Genomic DNA, 13,848 nt, shown 5'->3' with positions numbered 1-13,848 from the left:
AAGCAGGCTAAATACCTGCTTTTTTTATATGTTTTCAAGTTTAGTGAATATATTAGCTCAGTGCAACACGGATTCCGAAGGCAATTAAAATAACGCCTAACACTCTATCAACATATTTTTGAACTTTAGCTAAACCCCTTCTAACGGGGGCACTTTGAATCAAAAATACTAATATTGGCCAGTAAATAATGGCTAATCCCCAGATAATAAATGCGTACCATAATTTTTCATTGAAGGTAGAATTAATATCAAGTACTTGGGTAAATACGGCAAGGAAGAATAATGTTGCTTTGGGATTTAAAACATTACATAGGAAGCCCTGCATAAAGGCCTTTTTAAATGACACTCTTTCATGTTGAGTGGTATTTAAATCGATGTGTTGCCCCGATTGTGGCAATAAGCTTTTAATGCCTATCCAAATCAAATACACCGCACCTGCGTATTTTAAAATATTAAATAGCCAAGGCGTAGTGGTGATTAATACGGCAAGACCGGCAACGCAGTAAGACATATGTAGCGCAATGGCGGTAATGACGCCTAATGCTGTCATCAATGCGGCTGAGCGCTGGTATCGCGCCGCATTTTTAACGATAAGAAAGAAATCGGGTCCTGGAGAAAGCATGCCAAGTGCTGCAATGGTGGCAACCATTATACTGGTTTCGTACATGTTATTATCTCTTTTATATAGCCTGTCATACTTCAAGTTATGCATTGGTTTACTAATGGCGATTTAGCGTATGGGATAATCGTCATGAATCGGGTTTTTTATAGGCCGATACGCATATTTTGGGTTTGTCTGGGGGATAAATTTTATTTTTTAATGTCACTTTATGTATTGAATTTAACATTTCGAGTATAAGTTAAGAGTTCCTGTTTAAGGAAGCTTAAATTTAGTCGACGAAGCAATTCTCTTTACGTATAGTGTGCTCAATTTTTATATCTATATCTAGTTTCTAAGGTGAGTAAATGAATATTAGCTTAATCGCAGCAATGGCGATCGATCAGGTTATCGGCATGGAAAAAGCGATGCCTTGGAATTTACCTGGCGACCTCGCATGGTTTAAACGTAATACGTTAAATAAACCCGTTATCATGGGGCGTGTGACTTATGAATCAATAGGCCGTCCATTACCTCAGCGCGTTAATATTGTTTTAAGCAGCCAACCGGGTGCTGACAGCGGTGTTATTTGGGTAACCTCCATAGAAGAGGCATTGGCTGCGGCACAAGCTATTGAAGGCAATGATGAAGTTATGGTTATCGGTGGTGGTAAAGTTTATCAGCAGTTCCTACCACTCGCGAACAAGCTTTATTTGACACATGTAGATGCAGAAGTTATTGGTGATACTCATTTCCCTATTTATGAGCCGGATGAGTGGGATTCAGTATTTACTGAATATCATGAAGCCGATGAGCATGATACGCATGGGTATTGTTTTGAGATTTTAACTAAGCGCTAATACCCTTCATTCTTCAAGTTGTCGCGTTGTTGGCTACGCTCACTAACCCTAGTCACATACTTTTGTATGCTTCTAGGGCTTAGCTTCACTTGCCGCCTAGCGACAACTCGAATTATTTTGTGTATTGATTGGTCTAGATGATACTTCAAGCCGCTGCGTTGTTGGCTACGCTCTATTTTGGGCTTGGCTGACTCGAATTATATTGGGTATTATTGATTGAGCTAGATGATACTTCAAGCCGTCGCGTTGTTGGCTAAAACTTGAAGTGTTTTTCTGAGGTCATTATCTCTAGATATTTATTCTTTACGGCTTTTCTGATAAGACTTCTGTCGATGATATTGCTGTGTTTCCCAATGATATAGTGTTAAATCGCCACCCCAGCAGCAGCCCGTATCCAATGCATACACATTCTCTGGCGTACATTTTCCTTCTAGAGAAGCCCAGTGACCAAAGAAAATCGAATAGTCTTCTGGGATTTGGCTAGGAAGGTCAAACCACGCTTTTAGTGGTGCGGGCGCTTTTTTCGGATTCTCTTTACAAATCATATCCAGTTGGCCATTAGGGAAGCAGTAACGCAAACGAGTGAGCGCGTTGGTGCTAAAACGCAGTCGTGCGAGCCCCATTAAGCTATCAGACCAATTGTTTGGCATATCACCATACATAGAATCAATAAATAGCGGGTAGGCATCGCTAGAGAGCACGGCTTCGACTTCCCTTGCACACATCCGTGCGGTTTCTAAATTCCATTGTGGCGTTATTCCCGCATGAGCCATTATCATCTTTTTCTCGTCATCAACCTGTAATAAAGGCTGGCGACGCAACCAATTGATTAACTCATCAATATCGGGTGCATTAAGCAATTCATCAAGATGATCTTTAGGCTTATTACGGCTAATTTTGCAGTAAATACCGAGAAGATGTAGGTCATGATTACCAAGCACTAAGCGAACGGAAGAGCCTAAGCTTTTAACATAACGGAGAACTTGCAGAGACTCAGGCCCTCGGGCGACTAAGTCACCCGTTAACCATAAAGTATCTTGCTGAGGATCAAAATTAACACTTTCAAGTAATTCACGTAGCTCACGATAGCAACCGTGTATATCACCAATAACGTATGTCGACATAATTAATTAATCAGCGTTGGTATTGCAAGACGGAAAGCAGGGATATCAACGTGGAAGTTGTTACCCTGACCGCTTATCATGACGTAATAGCCTTCCATCGTTCCCATTGGTGTTTCTAGGATTGCACCGCTGGTGTAACGATATTCTTTTCCGGGAGGAATAATTGGCTGTTCGCCTACAACCCCTTCACCTTGAACTTCAGTTTTATGGCCATCACTGTTGGTAATGAGCCAATAACGGCTCATTAATTGTATCGTTTCCCGACCTAAATTACGGATGCAAATGGTATACGCAAATACATATCTGGCAATTTCAGGTTGAGATTGACTCTCTATGTAGACACTTTGAACTTGGATGCTTACATTCGGTTCATTAAGCATAGTGCCTCCTACGACATTCTATTCTGAACGGTTAGAAAGATAGTTTGCCATTTTACAATATTCTTCAACAGTAATATTTTCAGCGCGCGTTCCGGGATTGATACCGAGTTCAGTGAGTTCTTCAATACTGAATATATCACCGAGACTATTACGGACAGTTTTACGTCGCTGATTAAATGCCTGCGTTGTAATACGGCTTAAAAATTTAATATCTTTAACAGGATAAGGATTTTCACGATGTGGAATAAGCTTAACAATAGCGGAATCTACCTTTGGTGCTGGCGTAAATGCAGTAGGTGGAACCTCTAATACGGGGATCACATTGCAATAGTATTGTGCCATGACACTTAAACGACCAAATGTTTTACTACCAGGACCTGCGACTAATCTATTCACGACTTCTTTTTGTAACATAAAACTCATGTCAGCGATGGAACTTGTAAAGGTGAATAAATGGAACATAAGGGGCGTAGAGATATTGTAGGGTAGGTTACCAAATACGCGTAGCGGCTGATCTGCCTCTTTAGCAAGTTCACTAAAATCAACTTTCATCGCATCTTGTTGGATGATGGTCAGTTTATCTTTGAGCTGCGGGTGCACGTGTAAACGCGCAGCCAGATCGCGGTCAATTTCAATAACGGTCATTTTATCCATTCGGCTGCCGACAGGCTCGGTAAGTGCGCCGAGGCCGGGGCCGATTTCTACGATGGCTTGACCATGTTGTGGATTCATTGCATCCACAATACTGTCGATAATAAATTGGTCAGTTAAAAAGTTCTGCCCGAAACGTTTGCGGGCAAAATGCCCTTGGTGGACTCGATTATTCATGAATTCTTATGTGTCATTTGGATAGCTAACTTCAATGCGGTGATAAAACTTCCCGCATCGGCATGACCCGTACCGGCTAATTCTAGCGCTGTGCCGTGATCGACAGAGGTACGGATAAATGGCAGACCTAAGGTGATATTCACCGCTCTGCCGAAACCTTGGTATTTTAGCACAGGAAGACCTTGATCGTGATACATTGCCAGTACTGCATCAGCATTTTCTAAATACTTAGGCTGAAAGAGAGTATCTGCAGGCAATGGTCCGATAAGGTTTATACCCAGCTTTCTTAAATTTTCAAGAGCAGGGATGATGGTATCAATTTCTTCTGTACCCATATGACCGCCTTCACCTGCGTGTGGGTTGAGGCCACAAACGTAGATATTCGGCTTTTTGATACCAAATTTAGACTGTAAATCCTGATGTAAAATAGTGATCACTTCTCGTAAACTTTGCTCTGTGATCGCACCAGAAACATCCTTTAAAGGAAGATGTGTGGTGGCTAATGCAACACGCAGTTCCTGTGTTGCAAGCATCATTACAACACGTTCACAATGGCTTCTGTCCGCAAAAAACTCGGTATGTCCACTAAAAGGGATGCCCGCATCATTAATAATGCCTTTGTGTACAGGCCCAGTCACGACTGCCGAAAATTCACCATTTAAACAACCATCACAGGCTCTTGCTAGCGTTTGGGTGACATAGTCGCCATTTTGTACATTCAATACGCCTGCGGTAGTTGGAGTATTCAGGTAAACAGGTATAACGGACAAAGTACTTGGCGCTTGAGCGCTAGAGTTTGTATTGGCTGAATATTCTGTCAACGTCAATGGTAGGTTAAGGGCTTTGGCTCGCTCAAGTAGCAAATTGGGATCAGCACAAGCAACCAGTTGAACAGGCCACGATGTTTGTGCGAGTTGAATCAACAGGTCAGGACCTACCCCGGCAGGTTCGCCGGGGGTTATCACTATGGGTTTACTTAGTTTTTTCATCATCTGATTGGCTGCTACGACCATCCATGATATTCACATAAGCAGATGCTCTTTGTTCTTGCATCCAGCTTTGTGCTTCTTCGTTAAATTTACGATTAAAGAGTAAGCGGTATGCTTGATCTTTTTGAGCCGCATCTGTTTTATCAACATTACGGGTATCTTCTAACTGAATTAAGTGCCAACCAAAGTTTGAAGGTACAGGCTGACTTAGCTCGCCTTTATTCAATTTCATCAAGGCATCACGAAAGGCTGGGTCGTAGACATCAGGCATGTTCCAACCTAATTCCCCCCCTTTTAGTGCGCTACCTGGATCTTCTGAGTTTTCTTTAGCAGCGTCTTCAAAAGAGATTTTTCCACTACGAATATCTTGAGCAATTTGAACCAGCTTTTGTCTTGCTTGGGTATCATCCATGATTGGGGATGATTTGATCAAAATATGGCGAGCTTTAACTTCAGTCACTGAAATCGGCTGGTTACCGCCGCTTACATCATTAACGCGCAGAATATGGTAGCCGACACCTGAGCGAATTGGGCCAACAATGTCAGATTTTTTCGCATTTTTGAGTTTTTCTGCAAAGACGACCGGTAGCTCTTGTAGACGAGACCAACCCATATTTCCACCTTTGAGAGCTTGTGGATCAGCAGAATACGCAATTGCTAATTTACCGAAGTCGCCACCTTTTTTCAGCTCAGCAAGAATTTTATTCACCAGATCTTCTGCTTTTTGCAGTTGCTCAGGAGTTGGGTTTTCTGGCAGAGGGATTAAGATATGGCTTAAGTTCATACCTGTTTCGTAGCTTGCTTGTGAATTCATTTGCTCGGAAAGCGCATCAACTTCTTGCGGTAAAATAGAAACACGGCGACGAACTTCATTGTTGCGTACTTCTGCAATCAGCATTTCTTTGCGGATTTCACTACGATACTGTGACATGTTGATGCCATCAGCAACTAAACGTTTTTGCATTTGCTCAAATGTTAATCCATTTTGGCGGGCAATATCGGCGATGGTTGCATTAACCGCTTCTTCTGGAATGTTGATTTGCATTTGGCTTGCCATTTGCAGCATGATGTTATCCATAACTAAACGCTCAACGATTTGATGGCGCAAAGCTTGGTCATCAGGGACTTGCTGGCCTGCATTACGTGCGTTCAATTTAACCGTGTTGATCATATTCTGGACGTCACTTTCCAGCACAACTCCGTTATTGACGACCGCAGCCACTTTATCCATTTGCTGTGGCGCAGCTAGGGTAGCAGAGCTTGCGAACATCAGTCCCAGAATAAGCGTTCTCCAATTCTTCATAATGGTCCTATAAATTGATTTTGGTTCCGCAAAAAGCGGGTTAATCGTTGTATTCATGTTGTTTTTTATCAGAAAGCACGTTGATAAGGCATAATACCTTGCTGCAACATTTCCTGACTACCTAAACTATGATTGTTATTTAGGCCTCTAAGTTCCACATTGACTGACCATTTATTATCATACTCACTGCTGAACTTGTCACGTTGCCAGCCCACAATCTTACGTTCATAGCCTAAATTAACTGCCCAGCAACAGGTATTATATTGCAAACCAACTAATTGGCTCGCAGATTGTTGTTGTTTCGTATCATAATAATATGAACCAACAAAGCCCCAGCGGTCATTTAATGGCCAACTGACAACAGTACCAACTTGTGAAATTCCCTGCTGAGTATAACCATTTTGTAAATTATTTTGGGGCGCAGTAGCTTGAATATAGTCACGATCAACAAAACGATAATTCAGTTGAATTAAACGGTCAGCATCAAAGCGATATTCCGTGACCGCATTCCCCATGGTGACGTTGCCTAAACGGCGGTCGTATTGTAACCCACCACGAATACCCCAGTTTTCATCAATACGCCACATTGTGTCAGTTGCCCACAATAATGAGCCAGTATTACTTTTATCATCAATTAATCGGTTCGAGTTACCTGCTCGAGGGCGTTCGAAATAGTAGATTTGCCCAACAGAAAAATTAAAACGTTCAGCAAGGGCATCATCATACAGTCGGGTAGTTACACCTGTCGTAAACTGGTTAGCGGAGGCGATACGATCCAAGCCGCTATAGATTCTGTCACGGAACAATCCACTATAATCCGACTGCATCAGTGAGGAGTCAAAGTTATTGATATTGTCCTGATTTTTATACGGCACATACAGATATTGAACACGTGGCTCTAATGTTTGAACAAAGTCACTCCCTTGATAAAGGTCACGCTCGAAGACGACTTTTGCATCACTCTTAAACATTGGCAGAACACGGGTAACATTTTTCTCTAAATTTGTATCCCTATTTGAGTTAGGAATATCTTGGTCATAATGTGTTGCAAACACTTTAAAGCTATTGTTCATGTTCGCCCAACCATTAGATAACGGTAGGTTTACTTCAGGTTCAATATGTAAACGTGTCGCATCAGGATTATTTTCTCCGACGCTAGTGAAACGTGCAGCTTGAGCATATGTGTGAAAATCAAATACACCTAAATTATTTTTGTAGTAATTAAAGTCTAATTGAGGCTCTGCTTTATAAGCACGTTTATTCGGATCATCAACAAAAATTTGGAATTGCTTATGACTTAATTTTGCATTCCAGTTGGTATCAGAATAACCAGTACTGAATTTTTGCGTTGCATACCCGTCAGTGGTATTACCATATTGGGAATTAAAATCAGTAAAGTATTGGCGGTCACTTACTTTGGTGTAGTCAGCATTGAAGTTCCAGTGCTGTGCATAGGTCCCTGAATGACGCCAATAGAATAACCAGCGGTCATCGCTATCACGGGCATCACGTTTTTCACGATCTTTATCTTTGATGTATGCGCGGTCACGATTAATAAAATCAAATGCAACCGTTCCGGTTCCTGGTGTAATAAGATAACGAAACTCATTATTTAGCTTAACACCACGGTGAGTCATAAACTGTGGTGTGATAGTTGCATCATAGTTCGGGGCGATATTCCAATAGTAAGGCAAAGAGAACTCTAAGCCGTCATTTGTTGAATAACTACCTGTTGGAATTAAGAAACCAGAACGACGCTTATTGCCGATCGGCAATTGCATGTAAGGGCTATAAAAAATGGGTACATCACCGACACGAAAACGTGCATGCCAAATTTCAGCTACTTCTTCTTCTCGGTCAATGATGACTTCAGAGCCTGCAACGCTCCAGCTGTTATTGCCGGGTAAACAGGTGGTGAATGTTCCGTTTTCCATGATGGAATAACGGTTTTCATCACGCATTTTCATTTTTGTGGCGTCACCACGCCCCTGACGGCCTACCATCATGTAGTTACCATCATTAACGTCAGTATTTTTATTATCCAGATTAGACCAAGCAGAAGGGCCTTTCAGGATAATTTGAGGGTCATCATAATGAACATTACCGGTTGCTGTCACTTCGCGAACAGGCTGAGCACCGTCTTCTTGTGTTTGTGTCAGCTTAACATTGTCAGCGGTTAATGTTTGATTTCCCTGCTGTATATCAACATCACCTTTATATTCAACAAAGTTAGGATATTCCCCTTGGACATCCTCAGCAGTTATTTGAATAGGCAAGTTGTTGGCGTCACCTTTTACAATGGGTTTGGTATAAACCGGGACGCCCAGCATACATTGCTGTGCAAGGTCAGCATGCGCCTGCTGACTATAAATTGCCGCCCATACCATGGTGGCTAATATTGTTGGATAACTTTTCTTCATCATTAAATATGCGGTTCCGTCATAATTGGCAAGCCGGCAAACGCTCAAAGACTAACTTAGCCAACCACTTTACGCCAGTATAATGTAATAAACTTTGCGTGTTTGTAGTTGCACACATTGTAGTTATGCACAGAGCAGAATGAATAGTATGATAATGCAAAATTGCATTCTGAGCATTGAAGAATTGAGGGTTATATGCACTATTGGGGCAAAATTATTGGAGTTGTACTCGCGATCGTCTCTGGTTTGGGGTTTTGGGGGGCGTTAGCTGGCTTAATTTTAGGACATGGTTTTGATAAAGCATCTGCTCAGCGCAAATTTGCGGGTGGTATGAGTAAACGTGATCGTCAAATTATTTTCTTTGCCAGTACCTTCCAAATTTTGGGACATTTGACTAAGTCTAAAGGCCGAGTAACCGAGGTAGACATTCAACTTGCGTCAAATTTAATGGATAGAATGCAACTGCATGGGGAAACACGAAAAGCCGCTCAACAAGCATTTCGAGAAGGTAAATCGCCCGACTTTCCATTAAGAGATGTTCTTAAACAATTACGCATGGCTTGTTATGGTCGTTTTGATCTTATTCAGATGTTTCTGGAAATTCAATTACAGGCAGCTTTTGCGGATGGCAATTTACATCCAAACGAAAGAAAGGTGTTATTTATTATTGCGGAAGAGCTTGGTATTTCAAAAGCTCAGTTCGAACAATTTCTCAGTATGATCCAAAGTGGACGTCAGTTTGGCCAAGGCTACTCTCAGCAGCAATCAGGCGGATATTATCAGCAATCCAGCGGCCCAACATTAGAAGATGCATGCAAAGTGCTGGGTGTGTCACCAGATGATGAACCAACGAAAATTAAACGTGCTTATCGTAAGTTAATGGGTGAGCATCATCCGGATAAGCTGGTGGCAAAAGGTTTACCGCCAGAAATGATGGAAATTGCAAAGCAAAAGGCACAGTCAATCCAAGCAGCTTATGACTTAGTCAAAAAAGAGCTTGGCTTTAAATAGTTTTCCCCGTCATATTTTGCACTGTCGCTTTGTTATCTTCATTCACGAACCCTAGTGACGTAGTTATCTACGCGACTAGGGATTCATTCCCTTTTTGCTTAGCTACAACAAAATTTATTTAGTGTGTGGTGTTTTAAAGTATGTTTTTGCGAAGAAGGTGAATGGTTGTATCGTTGTGGAGTGATGTCGAGTGCCGAAATAGGGTAATATTTACGGCACTGGCTGTATTGAAATTCAATCAATTGATTAAATAAACCTAAAAATCAGGTTGGCAGGTAAAATGCATTGGTGTGCCATACTTAGGGTGAGTAATGAACAGTTCTTGGGCATGAAGTTGCAAGCGCGGTGCAAGGGCTTTAGCCTCGTCATGGGCATAGAACCTATCACCTAAAATTGGGTGGCCCAAAGCTAACATATGGACGCGTAATTGGTGTGAACGGCCTGTAATAGGCGATAACCTGACTCGTGTCGCCTTATCTTCATATTCCAATACTTGGTATTCAGTTTGCGCCGATTTCCCCGTTTCAAAACAGACTTTTTGTTTTGGTCTATTTGGCCAATCACAAATCAAGGGTAAATCAATCAAGCCTTCTTCTTTCTCTAAATGCCCCCATACTCGAGCAATATAGAATTTTCGCGGTTCACGTTCTCTAAACTGGCGTTTTAGTTCACGCTCAGCGGCTTTATGTAATGCGACAACCATGACGCCACTTGTTGCCATATCCAAACGATGCACAGATTCAGCCGCCGGATAGTCGCGTTGAACGCGGCTCATAACACTATCGTGGTGTTCAGGCGCTTTCCCAGGCACAGAAAGTAGGTCGCTTGGTTTGTTGACGACAATGATGTGCTCGTCTTGATAAAGAACGTACAACCAAGGGTCTATCGGCGGATTATAAGGTAACATTATTACTCCTGATGACCCGTCATACTTCGAACTACAGGGGTGTTGGCTTCATAAAGCCACCCGAATCACATACTAATGTATGCTCATCGGGATATCTTTACTTGCCGCCTACCTGTAGCTCGAATTATTTAGGGTAATACTTTTATACTTAATTTGTTGAGGATATCACTATTTATATTCGTTACTCTCCGAGATATCTTCGTTTGCCGCCTACCTAATTTACTGATGCGTTACTACGACTAAGCGGATGGCATCAAGTCGCCATGTGGCTTGGTCGATATTCGTCATCAACTGTTGGCGTTCTTCTTCGATAATGTCTAGCTCTTCATCACGGATATTTGGGTTGACCGCTTTGAGAGCTTCTAATCGAGAAAGCTCTAACGTTAACGCTTTGTCGGCAGCTTCCTTCGCACTCTCAATGATAGTTTGGGCTTCTTTTTCCATCATAGGCTCGGAGAGGCGTAAAACAGAATGCACCTCATTTTGAACCGCATTGACTAACTTGCTTGCCATATGGCGGTTGATCGCATTGAGCTGGCGGTTAAAGCTTTCAAATTCAACCTGAGAGGATAGGTTGTTGCCTTTTAGGTCAACGAGTAGGCGCACCGGAGTTGCTGGCAAGAAGCGGCTAATTTGTAAGTGTTTGGGCGCTTGCGCTTCAACCACATAAATTAACTCTGTCAGTAATGTGCCAACAGGTAATGCTTTATTTTTCAATAATGAAACAGCACAACTTCCTGTATCTCCCGATAGAACCAAATCGAGCCCATTACGGATAATCGGGTGCTCCCAGCTAATAAACTGGGTGTCTTCTCGGGAAAGCGCTTGTTCACGATCGAATGTGATCGTGCAACCATCTTGCGGAAGCCCAGGGAAATCAGGAACTAGCATATGATCAGATGGCGTTAAAATAATTAAATTGTCACTTTTATCTTCCTGATTGATGCCAACAATATCAAACAGATTAAGGGCAAAATTAACTAATTCAGTATCGTTATCACCCGCACCAATTTCTTCGGCCAATTTATTGCCTGATTCACCACCATTTGAATGCATTTCAAGTAGGCGGTCACGCCCTTGCTCAAGTTGCAATTTCAGTGTGTCGTGCTCTTCACGGCAAGCCTTAATAAAATCATCAAACCCATCAGTGACGGTTGGCTCGGCCATATACTGTAATAGCGGCTGGTAATATTTATCATAAATAGCACGGCCGGTTGGGCAAGTGTGCTCGAAAGCATCTAAGCCTTCATGATACCAACGCAATAAGACTGATTGAGCCGTACTTTCCAAATAAGGGATATGGATAGTGATATCGCGGGTTTGTCCGATGCGGTCTAAACGACCGATGCGCTGCTCAAGTAAGTCTGGGTTGAAAGGCAAGTCAAACATCACTAACTGATTTGCAAACTGGAAATTTCGGCCTTCAGAACCAATTTCTGAACACAGTAATACTTGGGCTCCTTCTTCTTGAGAAGCAAAGTAAGCTGCAGCACGGTCGCGTTCTAATAGGGATAGTCCTTCATGGAATACGGCAGCGCGGATGGCTTCACGTTCACGTAAAACTTGCTCGAGTTGCAAAGCGGTTGCTGCTTTTGCGCAAATCACTAACACTTTTTCATGTCGATTAGCTGTCAGGAAGCCCATTAACCATTCAACACGAGGATCAAAGTTCCACCAAGTGGCATTTTCACCTTCAAACTCTTGGTAAATTTGCTCTGGGTAAAGCATCTCTTTTGCGCGGGTTTCAACATCCTTTTTCGAACCCATAATGCCAGCTACTTTGATTGCTGTTTGATATTGGGTCGGCAGTGGCATTTTTAATGAATGCAGTTCACGGCAAGGGAAACCTTTGACACCATTACGTGTGTTTCTAAATAACAGACGGCTTGTACCATGCCTGTCCATCAACATATTGGTAAGCTCTTGGCGCGCCGCAATACTATCTTCACCTTCAAGATTTGCCGCTTTCAATAAGGGTTCAATATCTTGCTCTTTGATCAATTCATTCAGCAAGTTTTGCTGTTCACGCGTTAATTTCACGCCAGAAAGCAGCAGAGAGACTGCATCCGCAACAGGGCGATAGTTTTCTTGCTCAGCAATAAATTCTTGATAATCATGAAAGCGACTTGGATCGAGTAAGCGTAAGCGAGCAAAGTGGCTCTCTTGACCGAGTTGTTCTGGCGTCGCGGTTAGTAACAGAATAGATGGAACATGTTCTGCTAGTGTTTCAATGACTTGATATTCGCGGCTGGGGGCAGCTTCGCTCCACTGTAAATGGTGAGCTTCATCGACAACCATCATATCCCAACCCGCTTCGACTAATTGGTCAAAGCGTTGTTTGTTACGGCGAACAAAATCGAGGGAACATAAAACCAATTGCTCTGTTTCAAACGGGTTATCGCTATCATGTTGCGCTTCGCTATAACGGCTGTCATCAAATAATGAAAAGCGCAGGTTAAAGCGGCGTAACATTTCGACCAACCATTGGTGCTGAAGGCTATCAGGAACAATGATTAAAACACGCTCAGCACGACCTGCCATTAATTGTTGGTGGATAATCATGCCAGCTTCGATTGTTTTTCCGAGGCCGACTTCATCCGCAAGTAATACGCGAGGATGGTGACGTTTACCGACTTCATTGGCGATATGCAGTTGATGAGGGATAAGACTTGCTCGTATGCCACGTAAACCAGTTGATTGGTGCTTCACTTGTTCACTGTAGAATTTTCGCGCACGAAAACGTAATGCGAAGCGATCCATTCGATCAATTTGACCGGCAAACAAGCGGTCTTGTGGTTTATTGAAGGTCAGCTTACTGTCGAGAAAAACTTCTCTCAGACTTACTTCGGTTTCTTCGGTATCTAACCGAGTACCAATATAAGTGAGTAAGCCTTTATCTTCTTCAATGCGCTCGATCCGCAGTTGCCAGCCTTCATGGCTGGTGATGGTGTCACCTTCATTGAACATGACTCGGGTAATTGGTGCATCACTGCGTGAGTAGAGTCTGTTTTCTCCGCTTGCAGGGAAAAGCAAAGTCACCATGCGGACATCAATAGCCACAACGGCGCCTAATCCAAGTTCGCTTTCTGTATCGCTGATCCAGCGTTGACCAAGAGTAAATGGCATAGGTTTAACTTAATTCCATAATTTTGATAGTTTATTTTTAGATTTTTTAAGACGATTTTTATTAATGTCTTGACCCTGTGTTGGTACAACTCAATATCAATAAAACAAGGGGTGTCTCGAATTTTTAAAAACTGTCGTTTCCCGACGGGTAATTATATACGCTTAATTATTCAAGTGGCATGGGGTGAAGCCAATATCCGTACAACTCGAAATATGAAGAGTATAATCGATAATCTCGTCAACTTGTGTGTAAATGGGGCGCGAGATATCAAAGGGGCGTTATAGTAATTCAAGCGAGGCTT

General features: G+C 42.4%; 11 protein-coding genes. 2 read left to right on the top strand and 9 right to left on the bottom strand.

Annotated features, from left to right (window positions below):
• Positions 1 to 52 precede the first annotated feature (52 nt).
• Positions 53 to 667 (bottom strand): LysE family transporter, encoded by a 615-nt coding sequence (locus tag M998_RS06465; protein WP_068441120.1) that lies wholly within the window; start codon positions 665 to 667, stop codon positions 53 to 55.
• Between the two features lie 299 nt (positions 668 to 966).
• On the opposite strand from M998_RS06465, the gene folA reads away from it, so the two are divergent.
• Positions 967 to 1,458, top strand: coding sequence for a type 3 dihydrofolate reductase (gene folA / locus M998_RS06460; protein ID WP_068441123.1), 492 nt, complete (start codon positions 967 to 969; stop codon positions 1,456 to 1,458).
• Between the two features lie 296 nt (positions 1,459 to 1,754).
• Here folA and apaH read toward each other — a convergent pair whose 3' ends face one another.
• The 6 genes from apaH to lptD all read right to left on the bottom strand — a co-directional run bounded on the left by apaH (position 1,755) and on the right by lptD (position 8,502).
• Entirely contained in the window at positions 1,755 to 2,582 is an 828-nt protein-coding gene (gene apaH, locus M998_RS06455; protein WP_068441126.1) for a bis(5'-nucleosyl)-tetraphosphatase (symmetrical) ApaH, read from the bottom strand.
• 2 nt (positions 2,583 to 2,584) lie between these two features.
• Positions 2,585 to 2,962: a Co2+/Mg2+ efflux facilitator ApaG/CorD gene (gene apaG, locus M998_RS06450; RefSeq protein WP_068441129.1), complete on the bottom strand. Its 378-nt coding sequence runs from the start codon at positions 2,960 to 2,962 to the stop codon at positions 2,585 to 2,587.
• A gap of 18 nt (positions 2,963 to 2,980) precedes the next feature.
• On the bottom strand, positions 2,981 to 3,790 hold the full coding sequence (gene rsmA, locus M998_RS06445) for a 16S rRNA (adenine(1518)-N(6)/adenine(1519)-N(6))-dimethyltransferase RsmA (RefSeq protein ID WP_068908110.1): 810 nt from the start codon (positions 3,788 to 3,790) through the stop codon (positions 2,981 to 2,983).
• Positions 3,787 to 4,782, bottom strand: coding sequence for a 4-hydroxythreonine-4-phosphate dehydrogenase PdxA (gene pdxA, locus M998_RS06440; RefSeq protein ID WP_068908107.1), 996 nt, complete (start codon positions 4,780 to 4,782; stop codon positions 3,787 to 3,789). The genes rsmA and pdxA overlap by 4 nt, the downstream gene beginning before the upstream one ends.
• Positions 4,763 to 6,082 (bottom strand): peptidylprolyl isomerase SurA, encoded by a 1,320-nt coding sequence (surA, locus tag M998_RS06435; protein WP_068441717.1) that lies wholly within the window; start codon positions 6,080 to 6,082, stop codon positions 4,763 to 4,765. Before surA ends, pdxA begins: the two co-directional genes overlap by 20 nt.
• Positions 6,083 to 6,150: 68 nt before the next feature.
• On the bottom strand, positions 6,151 to 8,502 hold the full coding sequence (lptD, locus tag M998_RS06430) for an LPS assembly protein LptD (protein WP_068441720.1): 2,352 nt from the start codon (positions 8,500 to 8,502) through the stop codon (positions 6,151 to 6,153).
• A 195-nt stretch (positions 8,503 to 8,697) separates the two neighbouring features.
• On the opposite strand from lptD, the gene djlA reads away from it, so the two are divergent.
• Positions 8,698 to 9,513, top strand: a complete 816-nt coding sequence (gene djlA / locus M998_RS06425; RefSeq protein ID WP_068441137.1) for a co-chaperone DjlA — start codon at positions 8,698 to 8,700, stop codon at positions 9,511 to 9,513.
• A gap of 256 nt (positions 9,514 to 9,769) precedes the next feature.
• Here the strand turns inward: djlA and rluA are convergent, their stop codons facing one another.
• Both rluA and rapA read right to left on the bottom strand, forming a co-directional pair.
• Positions 9,770 to 10,420, bottom strand: a complete 651-nt coding sequence (gene rluA, locus M998_RS06420) for a bifunctional tRNA pseudouridine(32) synthase/23S rRNA pseudouridine(746) synthase RluA (RefSeq protein WP_175403155.1) — start codon at positions 10,418 to 10,420, stop codon at positions 9,770 to 9,772.
• Between the two features lie 219 nt (positions 10,421 to 10,639).
• Positions 10,640 to 13,546, bottom strand: coding sequence for an RNA polymerase-associated protein RapA (gene rapA / locus M998_RS06415; protein ID WP_068908104.1), 2,907 nt, complete (start codon positions 13,544 to 13,546; stop codon positions 10,640 to 10,642).
• Positions 13,547 to 13,848 lie beyond the last annotated feature (302 nt).

Origin of the sequence: Providencia heimbachae ATCC 35613, from assembly GCF_001655055.1 — a bacterium.
GTDB classification, from domain to species: Bacteria; Pseudomonadota; Gammaproteobacteria; order Enterobacterales; family Enterobacteriaceae; genus Providencia; species Providencia heimbachae.
This window is presented reverse-complemented; position numbering and strand designations above follow the sequence as displayed.